This window comes from Nitrobacter vulgaris, from assembly GCF_031453995.1.
In the GTDB taxonomy this organism is placed as follows: Bacteria; Pseudomonadota; Alphaproteobacteria; order Rhizobiales; family Xanthobacteraceae; genus Nitrobacter; species Nitrobacter vulgaris.
Map to the genome: position 1 here is coordinate 80,264 of NZ_JAVDPZ010000006.1, position 14,453 is coordinate 94,716.

General features: G+C 60.5%; 14 protein-coding genes. 3 read left to right on the top strand and 11 right to left on the bottom strand.

Annotated elements, in window-relative coordinates; all coding sequences use genetic code 11:
- Positions 1 to 75: 75 nt before the first annotated feature.
- From modC to GGQ85_RS05530, 11 genes are all read right to left on the bottom strand, one after another.
- Positions 76 to 741 carry a molybdenum ABC transporter ATP-binding protein gene (modC, locus tag GGQ85_RS05480; protein WP_309773710.1) on the bottom strand — a complete coding sequence of 222 codons (666 nt, stop codon included), beginning with the start codon at positions 739 to 741 and terminating at the stop codon, positions 76 to 78.
- A gap of 2 nt (positions 742 to 743) precedes the next feature.
- Positions 744 to 1,439 carry a molybdate ABC transporter permease subunit gene (gene modB / locus GGQ85_RS05485; RefSeq protein ID WP_079445415.1) on the bottom strand — a complete coding sequence of 232 codons (696 nt, stop codon included), beginning with the start codon at positions 1,437 to 1,439 and terminating at the stop codon, positions 744 to 746.
- Between the two features lie 241 nt (positions 1,440 to 1,680).
- Complete coding sequence (modA, locus tag GGQ85_RS05490; protein ID WP_309773711.1) at positions 1,681 to 2,505, bottom strand: molybdate ABC transporter substrate-binding protein; 825 nt, start codon at positions 2,503 to 2,505, stop codon at positions 1,681 to 1,683.
- Between the two features lie 321 nt (positions 2,506 to 2,826).
- A complete protein-coding gene (gene mepA / locus GGQ85_RS05495; RefSeq protein ID WP_079445417.1) occupies positions 2,827 to 3,789 on the bottom strand; it encodes a penicillin-insensitive murein endopeptidase in 963 nt (320 codons plus the stop codon).
- Positions 3,790 to 3,992: 203 nt separating this feature from the next.
- Complete coding sequence (locus tag GGQ85_RS05500; protein WP_079445418.1) at positions 3,993 to 4,331, bottom strand: plasmid stabilization protein; 339 nt, start codon at positions 4,329 to 4,331, stop codon at positions 3,993 to 3,995.
- A gap of 216 nt (positions 4,332 to 4,547) precedes the next feature.
- Complete coding sequence (gene lepA / locus GGQ85_RS05505; RefSeq protein WP_309773712.1) at positions 4,548 to 6,380, bottom strand: translation elongation factor 4; 1,833 nt, start codon at positions 6,378 to 6,380, stop codon at positions 4,548 to 4,550.
- A 250-nt stretch (positions 6,381 to 6,630) separates the two neighbouring features.
- Positions 6,631 to 6,972, bottom strand: a complete 342-nt coding sequence (locus GGQ85_RS05510) for an HPr family phosphocarrier protein (RefSeq protein WP_079445420.1) — start codon at positions 6,970 to 6,972, stop codon at positions 6,631 to 6,633.
- Positions 6,969 to 7,370, bottom strand: coding sequence for a PTS sugar transporter subunit IIA (locus tag GGQ85_RS05515; RefSeq protein WP_079445421.1), 402 nt, complete (start codon positions 7,368 to 7,370; stop codon positions 6,969 to 6,971). The genes GGQ85_RS05510 and GGQ85_RS05515 overlap by 4 nt, the downstream gene beginning before the upstream one ends.
- Before the next feature lie 129 nt (positions 7,371 to 7,499).
- Positions 7,500 to 8,027, bottom strand: coding sequence for an HPr kinase/phosphorylase (locus GGQ85_RS05520; protein ID WP_079445422.1), 528 nt, complete (start codon positions 8,025 to 8,027; stop codon positions 7,500 to 7,502).
- Positions 8,024 to 9,835: a sensor histidine kinase gene (locus GGQ85_RS05525; RefSeq protein WP_173815889.1), complete on the bottom strand. Its 1,812-nt coding sequence runs from the start codon at positions 9,833 to 9,835 to the stop codon at positions 8,024 to 8,026. The genes GGQ85_RS05520 and GGQ85_RS05525 overlap by 4 nt, the downstream gene beginning before the upstream one ends.
- 172 nt (positions 9,836 to 10,007) lie before the next feature.
- The gene (locus GGQ85_RS05530; protein WP_079445423.1) at positions 10,008 to 10,709 is read right to left on the bottom strand and encodes a response regulator transcription factor; all 702 of its coding nucleotides are present in this window, start codon (positions 10,707 to 10,709) and stop codon (positions 10,008 to 10,010) included.
- 210 nt (positions 10,710 to 10,919) lie between these two features.
- On the opposite strand from GGQ85_RS05530, the gene GGQ85_RS05535 reads away from it, so the two are divergent.
- The 3 genes from GGQ85_RS05535 (at position 10,920) to bla (ending at position 14,448) form a co-directional block, all read left to right on the top strand.
- Complete coding sequence (locus tag GGQ85_RS05535) at positions 10,920 to 11,657, top strand: HugZ family pyridoxamine 5'-phosphate oxidase (RefSeq protein ID WP_309773713.1); 738 nt, start codon at positions 10,920 to 10,922, stop codon at positions 11,655 to 11,657.
- 157 nt (positions 11,658 to 11,814) lie between these two features.
- Positions 11,815 to 13,431, top strand: coding sequence for a phosphoenolpyruvate carboxykinase (locus GGQ85_RS05540; protein WP_079445425.1), 1,617 nt, complete (start codon positions 11,815 to 11,817; stop codon positions 13,429 to 13,431).
- Positions 13,432 to 13,551: 120 nt separating this feature from the next.
- Positions 13,552 to 14,448, top strand: coding sequence for a class A beta-lactamase (gene bla / locus GGQ85_RS05545; RefSeq protein ID WP_309773714.1), 897 nt, complete (start codon positions 13,552 to 13,554; stop codon positions 14,446 to 14,448).
- The last annotated feature ends 5 nt before the right edge of the window (positions 14,449 to 14,453 follow it).

Sequence of the window (14,453 nt, forward strand, 5' to 3'; positions counted from 1 at the left end):
CCGAAAATGCTCTCAATCAATAACTAGCGTGCATTCACATCGCAGAACCGGTACCGCAATTTTGCGGAATACGCGCTAGGCGGGCAGGACCTCGGGGCCGCCGAAGGCGGCGACGCGTCCGCGCTTCAGAATCACGACTTGCGAAGCGAGCTGGCGCAATTCATCCGGATCGTGGGTGACGTAGACCATCGGCACGCCGGTTTCGTCGCGCAGCCGGATCAGGTAGGGCAGGATCTCCGCCTTGCGATCCTCATCCAGTGCTCCCATCGGTTCGTCCATCAGCAGGAGGCGGGGCCGTGTCAGCAGCGCCCGGCCGAGCGCCACTCGCTGGCGCTCGCCGCCGGAGAGCTGGCCGGGCCGGCGATCCAGCAAATGACCGATATTGAGCATTTCGTTCAGCCGGGCTTCTTGCGCGGTGTCGCGGGTGAGGTGGTTCATCCGGCGCCCGTAGTCGAGGTTCCTGCGCACATCGAGATGCGGAAAAAGCCGCGCATCCTGGAAGACATAGCCGATGCGCCGGCGATGCACGGCGAGATGAAGCTGTTGGTCGGTATCGTCAAGCACGTCGCCGTCGACGGAGATCACGCCGCGATCCGGTGTCTGCAACCCCGCGATCATGTTGATCAGCGATGTCTTGCCTGAGCCTGATGCCCCGAAAAGGCCGGTGACGCGGCCTTCGCTCGCAAATGCGACATCGACCGAGAAACTGCCAAGCCGTTTCGACACCTCGACACCCAGCATGATCAGTTTCCGTGCAGCCGACGTGTCGCGCGCCGTGCGAACAGCTCAGAGGCGACCAGCGCCGCCATCGACAGGGCAATCGACACGACGACCAGCCGTAGCGCTGCCGTATCCCCATCCGGCGTCTGGATCAGCGAATAGATCGCCGCGGAAATGGTCTGGGTTTCACCGGGAATATTGGAGACGAATGTGATGGTCGCGCCGAATTCGCCGATCGCTTTCGCAAAGCCGAGCACCATGCCGGCCAGAATGCCCGGCAACGCCAGCGGCAGCGTCACGGTGGCGAAGACCTGCCATGTCGAAGCCCCGAGTGTGCTCGCGGCCTGTTCCAGCCGCCGGTCGACAGCTTCGATCGACAGCCGGATCGGCCGTACCAGCAGCGGGAACGACATCACGCCGCAGGCAAGCGCTGCGCCGGTCCAACGAAATGCGAAAACGATCCCGAGGTGATCGGCAAGCCATTCGCCGACCAGCCCGCGTCTGCCGAAGGTCAGAAGCAGCAGATAGCCGGTCACGACAGGAGGCAGCACCAGTGGCAAATGAATGGCGGCGTCGATAATCGATTTGCCCCAGAACTCATACCGCGCCAGCGCCCACGCCAATCCGATGCCGATCGGTGTCGCGAACAGCGTCGCGACTACCGAGACCTTGAGCGAAAGCAGGATCGCTATCCATTCGGTTGGCGAGATATCAAACATGAGGTCTCGGTAATGTGTTTGTCATAACGAGGTCGAACTAAAATTGGTTTCCAATTTTGCTTTTGGCTCAAGGACGATGCCTGGAGCGCGATCAGCAAAGTGGATTCCGGTTTTGCATACGATCGCGCTTCAAAAAATATCAGTCTGACTGCGACGAAGCATTCCTCCACCCTAACCCTCCCCCGCAAGCGGGGGAGGGAGGGCGATGGCGACATTATTCAGTTTTAGGTTGTATTCAGTTTTAGGTTGTCGGGCTGACCAGGAACGAGAAGCCGTATTTCTCGAAGATCGCCTTGGCTTCCGAACTGCGCAGGAAGGCAAGATAATCCGCTGCGTCCTTATGAGCGGTGGAGGTCGCCGCGACCGGATAGACGATCGGCGGATGCGAGTTCGTCGGGAATGTGGCGACGATCTTCACGCCGGGTTCGACCTTGGCGTCGGTTGAATAGACGATGCCGAGCACGGCTTCGTTTCGCGCCACTAGCGCCAGCGCTGCGCGAACGTTCTCCGCCATCGCCATTTTCGGTTCTACCGCGGCCCATGCGCCGAGTTTTTCCAGTGCCGCCTTGGCATATTTGCCGACGGGTACGGATTTGACATCGCCGGTCGTGATCTTGCCGTCGCCTGCGAGCTTGGCAAGATCAAAGCCCTGGTCGATGGTGACTTTGTCGATCTTCGAATCCTTCGGCGCGATCAGCACGATGCTGTTGCCGAGCAGGTCGACGCGTGTCGGCTCGTTGATGGACTTCTTGTCCTTCACGTAGTCCATCCACGTTGTATCGGCTGACATGAAAACATCGGCCGGCGCACCCTGTTCGATCTGCTTGGCAAGCGCCGAACTCGCCGCATAGCTCGCAACGATCTTTACGCCGGACTTTGCGGTGTAGGCATTGTCGACCTCGTCAAGCGCGTTCTTCATCGAGGCGGCTGCGAACACGGTCAGCGTCTTGTCCTGTGCGGCGGCGGGCGCCATGGCCGAGGGTTTGGCATCCTTGGCAGTGGCCGGCACGGCGAGGAGGGCACCGACCAGCAATGCCGAGAACAATGAATGGGTGAATATCTTCATAAGGCGCTCCAAATCGGTCCGACGCGAGTGACCGCGCAGACGATGCAAGGGATTGACATGACGATCAGTGGAAGCGCCGTTCCATGGTTTCCAGGAGGCTTACGGCCAGCCGGAAAGATCGCTTTGACGACAGTATCAGCCGCACGATGCGTACGTAAAGAGCGGTGGCCACTGGTTTTTTTTGAAAGGCGAGGTGGCTGTAGACTCTGGCTGAGCCGCTAACCTTTAGCGTTTCCAGGCACAAGAAGGCGAGCCGACTCTTTTCCGCCAACGGTCCGTGGGCGGTCATGAATTCCCCGGACCCATCCTTCGTGGCGACTGTTAGTGGCTGGCATCCGGCGCAGCGAGAACCTGACGGCAGTTCGCGGGTAGTTGTGACAACGTGATCGGGGGTTTTGGCTTCGGCGGCACCTTCGGCGGTTTCGGGTGCAGCACGGCGTCGCTGAACCAATAGGCCAGATCGTGCGCGCCGCATCCGTCTGTCGGCTCAGGCGGAGTTTGGGATTCGCACTGAGGGTTGCCCGGCGGACACTTGATGCGAATATGGAAGTGATAGTCGTGGCCGTACATGGGGCGAACCTTCGAGAGCCAACTGCGGTCGCCTTTGGCCTCGCGGCACAGCGCCTTTTTGATCGCGGCATTGACGAAAATGCGCTCGACCGCCGGCTCCCTGGCAGCGGCACGGATGACGCTGAGGTGACTCGGCGTCCAGGCGTGGGGATCGATATCCAGGCGGTCGTGGCGCACCATCATGACCGCGGACATCTCCTCGCGCTCGTTGCGCGACAAAAGCCGGTCCGGCATTGGCGTGAGCCAGACGTCGGCATCGAGTCCGATTTGGTGGCTGGCATGACCGGATAGCATCGGACCGCCGCGCGGTTGGGCCATGTCGCCGACCAGAAGCCCCGGCCAGCCGGCGTCTTTGCGCGCCTTCCCCGATAGTCGTTCAAGCAACGCCACCATAGCCGGATGCGCCCAGTTGCGGTTGCGCGACAGTCGCATCACCTGCCAGGTCGGCCCGGTGATCGGCAGCGCCTCGGCCCCGGCCATGCAGCCCCGCGCATAATAGCCGATGACGTAAGGCGCGCCGGCAGCCGGAAGCGTCTTGCGGCCGAACAGTTGTTTGGCGGCCAATGCGGGGTCTTCGGGATTGGCCAGTGGCGGCAGCGGTTTCGGGTGCAGCGTGCCTTTGTCTTGCGCGATCGCTCTGGACACCAGCGCGCCACCGCCGGAGGCGGCGAACGTGGACAGTAGAAACAGGAATAGAATCGCGCGGCCATTCATGAGAGGCGATTCTATAGCGCTTTCGAGCGATGTGGATACCCCGTTCGTGTATCGAAAACGCGTCGAACGCTGCCGAACGGCTTTGGTTGAATCCACCGGACTTCAGCTCCGCGACCGCCAAGATTCAGGTCAGTCATAGCCCCGCGCCGTAGGTGCCCCGGTTGCCATCACGGGCTGTCGATCCGGGCTCGTGGCAACGGCCGTTATCGCTTGCCAGCGGCTTTCCTGGCCGGAGAGCGCTTTGCGGCATTGCGCTTGCGGGTCGCCGCGGCCTTTTTCGCCGAGCGCGACCGATCGGCTGCGGAACGGGTGGCCGAAGCCTTGCCGCCGCGTTTGCCACCGCGCTTCGATGAGACGTTCGTGGTCTTGCGGCCGCGGCCCGAGCCGCTCTTCTTGCCGCCGCCGCTCTCCTTGTTGACGGTCGCCCACGCCCGGCGCTCGGCTTCCTCTTTCTTCACCCCGCGCTTCTCGTAGCCTTCCTCGATATGCTCGGCCTTGCGCTTCTGTTTGCCTGTATAGGCTGACTTGTCGCCGCGCGGCATGACGCCTCTCCCGGTTGCGTTTCGGTGGAATCGAAACGTCCGGCGGTTGCGAGGGTTCCTGGCAGTCGCGCTGCGGCCGTCAGAGCCTTCCGCTTCTGATGAAATCAGAAGCGGAGCTCTCAGATTCTAATCTGACGCGTTTTCTTCACGCGAACCGGTATCCACTTCGCTCGAAAACGCTATAGCCCCACCATCTTTTGGGGCTGATGTGAAGCATCAGCTATCGACCTTCAGTGCGGCGATGAAGGCTTCCTGCGGAATATCGACCTTGCCGAACTGCCGCATCTTCTTCTTGCCTTCCTTCTGCTTCTCGAGAAGTTTTCTCTTACGGCTGACATCGCCGCCGTAGCATTTCGCGGTGACGTCCTTACGCAATGCACGCACCGTCTCGCGCGCGATCACCTTGCCTCCGATTGCCGCCTGGATCGGTATCTGGAACATGTGCGGCGGGATCAGCTCTTTCATCTTCTCGACCATGGCGCGGCCGCGGCCTTCGGCGCGGGTACGATGCACCAGCATGGACAGCGCATCGACCGGCTCGGCGTTGACGAGAATCTGCATCTTCACGAGATCGGCTGGCTTGTAGTCGGTGAGGTGATAATCGAACGAGGCGTAGCCCTTGGAGACGGACTTGAGCCGGTCGTAAAAGTCGAACACGACTTCGTTGAGCGGCAGATCGTATTTCACCATCGCGCGCGCGCCGACATAGGTGAGTTCCTTCTGCACGCCACGGCGATCCTGGCAAAGCTTCAGCACGCTGCCGAGATACTCGTCGGGCGTGAGGATGGTGGCTTCGATCCACGGCTCCTCGATCTCGGCGATCTTCACCACGTCCGGCATGTCGATCGGATTGTGGATCTCGATCTCGCCGCCGTCGGTCAGTTTCATCTTGTAGATGACGCTCGGCGCGGTGGCGATCAGGTTGAGATCGAACTCCCGGGAGAGCCGTTCCTGGATGATCTCAAGATGCAACAGGCCGAGGAAGCCGCAGCGAAAGCCGAAGCCGAGCGCGGCGGAGGTTTCCATTTCAAACGAGAAGCTGGCGTCGTTGAGACGCAGCTTGCCCATCGCGGCACGCAGCGTCTCGAAATCGTCGGCGTCCACCGGGAACAGGCCGCAGAATACCACGGGAATCGCCGGCTTGAAGCCGGGCAGCATCTCCGCCACCGGTCGACGGTCGTCGGTGATGGTGTCGCCGACGCGGGTGTCTGCGACTTCCTTGATGGCGGCTGTGATAAAGCCGATCTCGCCGGGGCCGAGTTCGTCGACCTGTTGCATTTTCGGCGTGAAGAAGCCCACGCGCTCGACATCGTAAGCCGCGTTAGTGCCCATCATGCGGATGCGGCTGCCCTTCTTGAGCACGCCGTCCATGATGCGGACCAGCACGACGACGCCGAGATAGACGTCGTACCAGCTATCGACCAGGAGCGCCTTCAGCGTGGCGTCGCGGTCGCCTTTCGGCGGCGGCAGCCGGGTGACGATGGCCTCCAGGACATCGGGCACGCCAAGGCCGGTTTTGGCCGAGATCATCACCGCGTCCGAGGCGTCGATTCCAATCACGTCCTCGATCTGTTGCTTCACCTTGTCCGGCTCGGCCGCAGGCAGATCAACCTTGTTGAGGACGGGCACGATCTCGTGGTTGTTGTCGAGCGCCTGATAGACGTTGGCGAGCGTTTGCGCCTCCACACCCTGGCTCGCATCCACCACCAGTAGCGAACCTTCACAAGCAGCGAGTGAACGCGAAACCTCGTAAGCGAAGTCGACGTGTCCGGGCGTATCCATCAGGTTGAAGACATAATCCTTGCCGTCTTTGGCGCGGTATTTCAGGCGCACCGTTTGCGCCTTGATGGTAATGCCGCGCTCGCGTTCGATGTCCATCGAATCGAGCACCTGCTCCTTGCCCGCCATCTCTCGATCGGTCAGGCCGCCGGTTATCTGGATCAGGCGGTCAGCCAGCGTCGACTTGCCATGATCGATATGGGCGACGATGGAAAAGTTGCGGATGTTTGCAGTGGGGGGCGTGCCCTGCTTTTGAAGCTCGTCAGACATTACGGCAACCTCTAGAGCCTTTCCGGTTCTGATGGAATCAGAAGCGGGGCTCCTTGATTGTGATTTGATGCGTTTTCGAACCGCCGCAAACTTCGCTCGAAAAACGCTGCAATTGCTGCAGGAACTGCAAACCGGCGGCACTGGTCGTCATGGGGCGCGGGATAGCACCCGCCCGAACGGCGGGCAAGCAAGCGTCAACCTCGGGAAACGCTTTCTGACGACTGTTTTAGGGGCAAGAGCGAGAAGACGATCACTCGTCCTCGTTGAACTTATTGCCGACGAGCTCTGTGATCGCGTCGACCGCCGCTTTCGCCTCCGGACCAGTTGCCGAAACGATGATCGTCGTTCCGATTCCCGCGGACAGCATCATCAATCCCATGATCGAATTGCCTCCGACCGTCTCGCCATTGCGCGTTACGCTAATGTCGGCGTCGAAGCGTTCGACCAGATGTACGAATTTCGCGGACGCCCTCGCATGAAGGCCGCGCTTGTTGATGATCGAAATTTCGCAGGAGACCGTTCCGGCAGGAGATGCCTCGCTCACCGTCGGTGGGGGACCCGAGGAGGCTGCGTCGTCAGGCTGTCCGGTCATTTCCCGGCGAGTACCCGGCTGGCGATCGTCACGTATTTGCGTCCGGCTTCCTGCGCCGCCGCGATGGCTTCCGGCAGCGGGAGATCGTTGCGCACCTTGGCAAGTTTGACGAGCATGGGAAGGTTGATGCCTGCGAGCACCTCGACCTTGGGCCGGCTCATGCAAGAGATCGCGAGGTTTGAAGGCGTACCGCCGAACATGTCGGTGAGAATGGCAACCCCGTTGCCGCTGTCGACGCGATTGACGGCTTCGATGATATCGCCCCGGCACAGATCGGCATCGTCCTCGGCGCCGATGGTGATGGCTTCGATTTGCTTTTGCGGGCCCATCACATGTTCGAGTGCCGCCTTGAACTCATCGGCAAGGCGCCCGTGGGTCACAAGTACCAGACCAATCATTGAAAACTCCTCGCGGGTGCTTTTGGTGCACCGCACGAACAGGCCACTTTGACCATCCAGAGCTCTCACGCAAGGGGGAGTGCTAGGTTTTTCCCTGAAAAGCGGGTCCGCTCTGAAAGCCGGGATGGTTTACTCCATGGCTGTAGTAGGACTTATATGGTTACCGGATTCCCCCGGACAATCGGTGGTGGAGCGAGTGTCGCTGCAACCCGGAATAGTCGTCAGCGCAGCGATGGCTATCGGAAGTGGCGAAAAAGTAGCTGCAACCGGAATTCGGGCCAGATCGACCCCTAATATGGTGGTTCGCAGCGCTTTTGGCGGCGGCAAGCGCTCCGCGTCGGGCGCCTCGAGATCGATCACGAGGCCGACCTGCGCCTCCGCGATGAAAGCGCACCGGCGAATCCCGAACCCACGGATTTCTATCATTCCCTCAAGCTCAGGCGCGGGCCTGACGAGCAGCCCATCATGAAGCGGCGTCACGAAGAGGCGGTCATCGCCGACCAGCGTCGTTACGGGGAGCTGGCGGCTGCGGCCGGCGAGGATGAGGTCGAAGGCGAGACGAGACTTGCCGGCGCCGGAGGGGCCGCGGATCAGAACGGCGCGATCTCCTACCAGAACCGCGGAGCCATGGATCGTCGGTCCGGACGACGCGATCATGACGCGGGAAGCCGGACGATGAAACGCGCGCCGGCGATCCGGATGTCGCCGTGGGCATCAGTCGGTCCGGGGCGGTTTTCAGCCCAGATCCGTCCGCGATGCGCTTCGATGATCTGTTTCGAAATCGAAAGGCCAAGCCCGGAGTTCTGACCGAAACCCTGGTCGGGTCGGTCGGTGTAGAAGCGCTCGAACACGCGCTCCAGCGCGTCGGGGCGAATGCCGGGACCGTCGTCGTCCACGACGATCTCGATTTCGGATTTCAAGCGGCGACACACGATGCGCACACGGCCGCCGGGTTTCGAAAACGATTGAGCATTGGTCAGGAGGTTGGATATCACCTGTCCTAGTCGCAAGTCATGCCCCGGCACCGAGAAGGTGCGACTGCCTTCGAAGCGCACGTCGACACTGATGTCGCGGCCGAGCTTGGTTTCGTTCGCGACCGATATAAGCATGGTCAAAAGACGCTGGATATCGACGGGCGCCTCATCCTGCCGTTGTAGCTCGGCGTCGAGTCGGCTTGCGTCGGATATGTCGGAGATCAGTCGATCAAGCCGGCGGACATCGTGCTCGATGACTTCCAGTAGTCGGCTGCGGCTGGTGTCGGTCTTCGCGAGCGGCAGGGTCTCCACCGCGGAGCGCAGCGAGGTGAGGGGATTTTTCAGTTCATGGGAAACGTCGGCCGCGAAGGTCTCGATCGCCTCGATACGGTTGTAGAGCGCGTCGGTCATGTCGCGCAGCGCGCCGGATAGGTGACCGATTTCGTCGCGGCGGCGAGTGAAGTCGGGAATCTCGATGCGCGTCTTGATACGGCGCCGCACACGCTCCGCACTGTCTGCGAGCCGCCGTACCGGTCCGGCGATGGTGCTTGCGAGCAGCAGCGACAGCACGATCATGACGATCATGGCAACGCCGAATACTTTCAGGATTGCCAGCCGTTCCGCCATGACCATCTGGTCGATATCGTCGCCTTGCGTGGATAGCATCAGCGAGCCGAAAATGGTGGAGCGGGGGCGTTCGACCGGAACGGCGACCGAAACGATGATTTCGCCCCGATCGTTAATGCGCACCATGCTGGATTTCTCACCCTTTAACGACTGCGCAACCTCCTGATAGCCGTTGCCGTTTTCGGGACCGAGCTCACGATAGAGCGGAAGATCGCCGCGATTGAGCCAGGTGCGGATCGCGATCGTGGTGCGTTCAATGAACCCCGGCTTGACGTCGGTCGGGGGCGGCAGTTCGAAACGTATGACGTCGCCGCGGCGAAAGAGGCTGCGGCTGTCGAGAATCAATACTCCGTCGCGATCGTAGATGCGCGCCCGGGTCTTGGTCGGAGAGATCAGCCGCCGCAGCACGGGAGCGACCCGCTCAGGATTGATTGGAAAGTCCAGCCCTGAAATTTCGTCCGGTGCGCCATAGCTCTCGCCGGGCTTGAGATCGAGCAGGCGATCCGTATCGATTGTTATCGTATTGGTCTCGACCGTGGCCGAGGCGGCAATGGCGCTGGCTATGATCTCGCCCTGTACCAGCAGACTTTGCGCGCGCGCATCGATCAGGCCGGCGCGGAATTGCGAGAGATAGAGAATGCTGGCGACCAGCGCGATCAGGCCGGCGAGATTAAGCGATACGATGCGGCGGGTCAGGCTCGAAAAGCTGAGCGTGAAGAGAAACTGGCCTGCGCGCCTGAGCCAGCCAAGCGGCCGTTGCCAGGGCGGCGTCCGTTGGGCCTGATCGGCAAGACCTTCCGCCGCCAGGACTTGTGAGGTGTCCTCGGTCTCGGGATTCAAATCAGGCTGCGTTCGATCAAGCAAGGACTGAAACTGCCCGGTTGCACCAAATTCACTATTGCTGTCATTCCCGCGTAAACGCTTCGCGTTTGTCGCTGAAGATGCGGCTGGACGACGAACGTTCGCATTCACACCGAAAGCAAACCGGACATGTCATCGAACATCCGGTTCACGGGCCGCGCCCATAACGATGTTATCAGGTTTCCCTGAAGCGGTAACCCACGCCGTACAGGGTTTCGATCATTTCAAAGTCGTCGTCGACGACCTTGAACTTCTTACGCAGCCGCTTGATGTGGCTGTCGATGGTGCGGTCATCGACGTAGACCTGATCATCGTAGGCGGCGTCCATCAGCGCGTTGCGACTTTTGACGACGCCGGGGCGTGTCGCCAGCGCTTGCAAAATAAGGAACTCCGTGACGGTCAGGGTGACGGGCTCGTTCTTCCAGGTGCAGGTGTGACGCTCCGGGTCCATGCGCAGCAGGCCACGGTCGAGCGCCTTTGCGTCGCTCTCCTTGGGTACGGCGGCAGGATCTTTCGGGCAGGCTCGGCGCAAAACCGCTTTGACGCGCTCGACCAGCAACCGTTGCGAGAACGGCTTGCGGATGAAATCGTCGGCACCCATCTTGAGGCCGAACAGTTCATCAATCTCTTCGTCTTTGGAGGTGAGGAAAATAACGGGCAGGTCGGATTTCTGACGCAGTCGTCGCAGTGTCTCCATTCCGTCCATGCGCGGCATCTTGATGTCGAGGATCGCAAGGTCCGGCTGGCTGGTGCGGAAGCCGTCGAGTGCCGACGCTCCATCGGTATAAGTCATGATGCGATAGCCTTCGGCTTCGAGCGCAATCGACACCGATGTGAGAATGTTGCGGTCGTCATCGACCAAAGCAATTGTGGGCATATGCCTGCTTTCCGAAGCGGGTGGCGAGAGGCGAACAATTCGACCGTCTGCCATTGGTGTGACCTTAAGAACGCAGTCAACGAGCAATGCAAGCGAGGCTGAAGTGTGACCGAGGCTCTTTAAACGTGCGAAAGGCCCTACCGTTCCCACTCTGTTCGGTTATCAGTTTAGCCCTGAAAAGGTGGTTTTTCAAATTTGAGGATTTAAGCCATGCAGCCGACCGCCAATTTCACAGCCACAAACCTGACCCGATCCCTGCTACGCCGCAGCCGGCAAGGCGCACTTGCAACCTTAATGGCAGGTAGCGGCGACCCCTATTGCTCCCTTGTGAATGTCGCAAGCCATTACGATGGTTCACCAATTCTTTTGATTTCACGCCTTGCAGTGCATACGAAAAATCTGCTCGCCGATCCCAGGGTGTCGCTGATGCTGGACGAGCGCGCAGCCGGCGACCCTCTGGAAGGCTCGCGGATCATGGTCGCGGGAACAGCCAAGGAGGCGGATGGGGAACTCAAGGCAATCCTGCGAAGGCGTTATCTGAACGTTCACCCCTCGGCGGAATCTTTCGCGGATTTCAATGATTTTTCGTTCTTCCGGATTCGGCTAACCGGAGTTCATTTGGTGGCCGGTTTCGGACGGATTGTTGATCTCAGGCCGGAAAAGATTCTGACCAGCCTTGAGGGCGCGGACGCGTTGGTCGCGGCCGAACAAACTGCGATCGAACATATGAATGGCGATCATCGCGACGCCTTGAATCTTTATGCAACGCGGTTGCTCGGCGCGGAGACGGCCGACTGGCGCTGCACCGGCTGCGATCCCGACGGCTTGGACATGAGTGCCGACAAGCGTGATGCGTTGCGCCTTGATTTTCCGCGGCGGATCGTCACGCCCGAGGAACTTCGCGGTGTCTTGAAGGAATTGGCGGAAAAGGCCCGCGCGTCAGCATAGGCTTGATCCGAATCCTCTGGAGTAAGCCGGGATTGGCCAGATGAGTTTGGCCTTGATCGATGCCGGCTCTGGACGGCTATAATTTAGACATCGCTGCGGAAGCGCGATTGGTTATGATCGCGCCCTGCGATGCGGATTCGACGAGGAGGAATTTTCCGTGCCTGAGACAGGCGTGCGTAACGGCGCCTTCGGCGCCGAAAAGTTCGGCCTAAAAAATCTCAAGGCCGTGTACTGGAATTTTGGCGCGCCGCAGCTTTACGAGCATGCCCTACGTACAGGCGAAGCGATGCTGAATGCGGATGGCGCGTTATGCGCGGAGACCGGTATCTTCACCGGCCGAAGCCCCAAGGATAAGTTCGTGGTCCGTGATGTGACCACCGATAAAAATATATGGTGGGCAGGCAACCAGTCGATGACGTCGGGGCAATTCGGCGCGTTGTATTCCGACTTTCTTGAGCACGCCGGGAACAAGACGCTGTTCGCACAGGACCTCTATGGTGGTGCCGATCCAAATTTTCGTATCAAGACACGCGTTTTCACCGAGTTGGCCTGGCATTCGCTTTTTATTCGCACCCTATTGCGCCGGCCGGAGATATCGGAACTTACCAACTTCGTACCTGAACTGACCGTCATCGACCTGCCGAGCTTTCGCGCCGATCCCAAACGGCATGGCGTTCGCTCGGAGAATGTTGTGGCCATCGATTTCATCCGCAAGATCATTCTCATCGGCGGATCTCATTATGCCGGGGAGATGAAGAAAAGCATCTTCACCACGCTGAACTACCATCTGCCCGACAAAGGCGTGTTGCCGATGCACTGCTCGGCCAATGTCGGCCCCGGCGGTGACAGCGCGATCTTCTTCGGCCTCTCGGGAACGGGAAAGACCACGCTGTCCGCCGATCCCAAACGCACGCTGATCGGCGACGATGAGCACGGCTGGAGCAAGGACGGCATCTTCAATTTCGAGGGCGGCTGCTACGCCAAATGCATCAGGCTGTCGCAGGAGGCCGAACCCGAGATTTACGCCGCTTCGAAACGCTTCGGCGCAGTGCTTGAGAATGTCGTACACGACGAAGCCACGCGGGTACCCGATTTCAATGACGACTCGAAGACCGAGAACACCCGTTCGGCCTATCCGCTCGAATTCATTCCGAACGCGTCTTTAACAGGCTGTGCCGGCCAGCCAAAAAATCTGATCATGCTGGCCGCTGACGCCTTTGGCGTACTGCCGCCCATCGCCAGGCTGACGCCGGCGCAGGCAATGTATCATTTTCTTTCGGGTTACACCGCGAAAGTAGCGGGAACTGAGCGCGACCTCGGCAACGAGCCGCAGCCAGAATTCTCCACCTGCTTCGGCTCGCCGTTCTTGCCGCGCGATCCCAGCGTCTACGGCAACATGCTGCGCGCCTTGATCGCGAAGCACAAGGTCGATTGCTGGCTGGTGAACACCGGTTGGACCGGGGGCAAATACGGGACCGGCCGTCGCATGCCAATCAGGGTCACGCGCGCTCTGCTCGGCGCAGCGCTCGACGGCTCCTTGCGCGACGTCCAGTTTCACAATGACAAATATTTCGGGTTCGCAGTCCCAACCTCGGTACCAGGCGTCGAGCCGCATATCCTCGATCCGATCAAGACCTGGGCCGATAAGGTCGAGTTCGACAGGACCGCGCGCGCCCTGGTCGACATGTTCCGGAAGAATTTTGGTAGATTCGAGAATGACGTCGATGCTGAGGTCAAGGCCGCGGCTCCGGCTGCTAAGGAGGCGGCAGAGTAAGCCTGCACATCGATGTCTTGAAGAGCGGTTCGATGCTCGCCCATCCATTCTTCGATAGTTACGCCGCGCTACGGCATATCTAACTATCTCGGCACAGCCAAATATGAGGACGATTAAAAAATGATCGGCAGACGACGATTGCTGTGTGCGACGGGTGCGGGCCTGGCGGGGCTGGTCGTCATGGGCCGGGCTGGCCGAGTCCGGGCGGCCTCGGCATTGCATGAGAAGTTTGTCGACGAATTGAAAAGGCTGGAAAATGAAAGCGGCGGCGGGCGGCTGGGTGTCACGCTGCTCGATACCAGCACCGGCCAGCGCGTCGGCCAGCGGATGGACGAGCGGTTTCCAATGTGCAGCACCTTCAAGGTGCTAGCGGCGGGCGCCGTTCTTCAAGGGGTCGATGCCGGCAAGGAAAATCTCTCGCGGCGGATTTATTTCAGTGAGACCGATCTCGTGACCCATTCGCCGGAGACGCAGAAGCACGTCGGCCCGCACGGCATGACCGTCGCAGAACTATGCAAGGCCGCAATTACGCTCAGCGACAACACGGCGGGAAATCTGCTGCTCGCGAGCATTGGCGGCCCGCAGGGCCTGACCGCTTTTGTGCGGGGGCTGGGCGACGACATGACGCGTCTCGACCGCGCCGAGACGGCACTCAATGAAGCGCTGCCAGGCGATCCGCGCGATACCACGACGCCGAACGCGATGGCCTCCGATTTGCGGGCGTTGGTGTTGGACGGCATGCTGTCGGCGGAGTCGCGCGCTCAACTCGCGGGCTGGCTCGCCGCCAATACAACTGGCGGCAAGCGCCTGCGCGCCGGATTGCCGGCCGCGTGGCGCGTCGGCGACAAAACCGGGTCCGGCGAGCGGGGAACAGCGAATGATGTCGCTGTGATCTGGCCGCCGGATCGGGCGCCGTTTATTGTGACGGCCTATCTCACGGGCGCCACCGCCTCGGCGGATCGGCAAAACGCTGTCATCGCGGCCGTCGGACGCGCGGTCACGACCGCATTTGCATGATGTCC

Coding starts and splice junctions, on each gene's coding strand:
- modC (WP_309773710.1), bottom strand. CDS start 741: ATGCTGGGTGTCGAGGTGTCGAAACGGCTTGGCAGTTTCTCGGTCGAT.
- modB (WP_079445415.1), bottom strand. CDS start 1,439: ATGTTTGATATCTCGCCAACCGAATGGATAGCGATCCTGCTTTCGCTC.
- modA (WP_309773711.1), bottom strand. CDS start 2,505: ATGAAGATATTCACCCATTCATTGTTCTCGGCATTGCTGGTCGGTGCC.
- mepA (WP_079445417.1), bottom strand. CDS start 3,789: ATGAATGGCCGCGCGATTCTATTCCTGTTTCTACTGTCCACGTTCGCC.
- GGQ85_RS05500 (WP_079445418.1), bottom strand. CDS start 4,331: ATGCCGCGCGGCGACAAGTCAGCCTATACAGGCAAACAGAAGCGCAAG.
- lepA (WP_309773712.1), bottom strand. CDS start 6,380: ATGTCTGACGAGCTTCAAAAGCAGGGCACGCCCCCCACTGCAAACATC.
- GGQ85_RS05510 (WP_079445420.1), bottom strand. CDS start 6,972: ATGACCGGACAGCCTGACGACGCAGCCTCCTCGGGTCCCCCACCGACG.
- GGQ85_RS05515 (WP_079445421.1), bottom strand. CDS start 7,370: ATGATTGGTCTGGTACTTGTGACCCACGGGCGCCTTGCCGATGAGTTC.
- GGQ85_RS05520 (WP_079445422.1), bottom strand. CDS start 8,027: ATGATCGCGTCGTCCGGACCGACGATCCATGGCTCCGCGGTTCTGGTA.
- GGQ85_RS05530 (WP_079445423.1), bottom strand. CDS start 10,709: ATGCCCACAATTGCTTTGGTCGATGACGACCGCAACATTCTCACATCG.
- GGQ85_RS05535 (WP_309773713.1), top strand. CDS start 10,920: ATGCAGCCGACCGCCAATTTCACAGCCACAAACCTGACCCGATCCCTG.
- bla (WP_309773714.1), top strand. CDS start 13,552: ATGATCGGCAGACGACGATTGCTGTGTGCGACGGGTGCGGGCCTGGCG.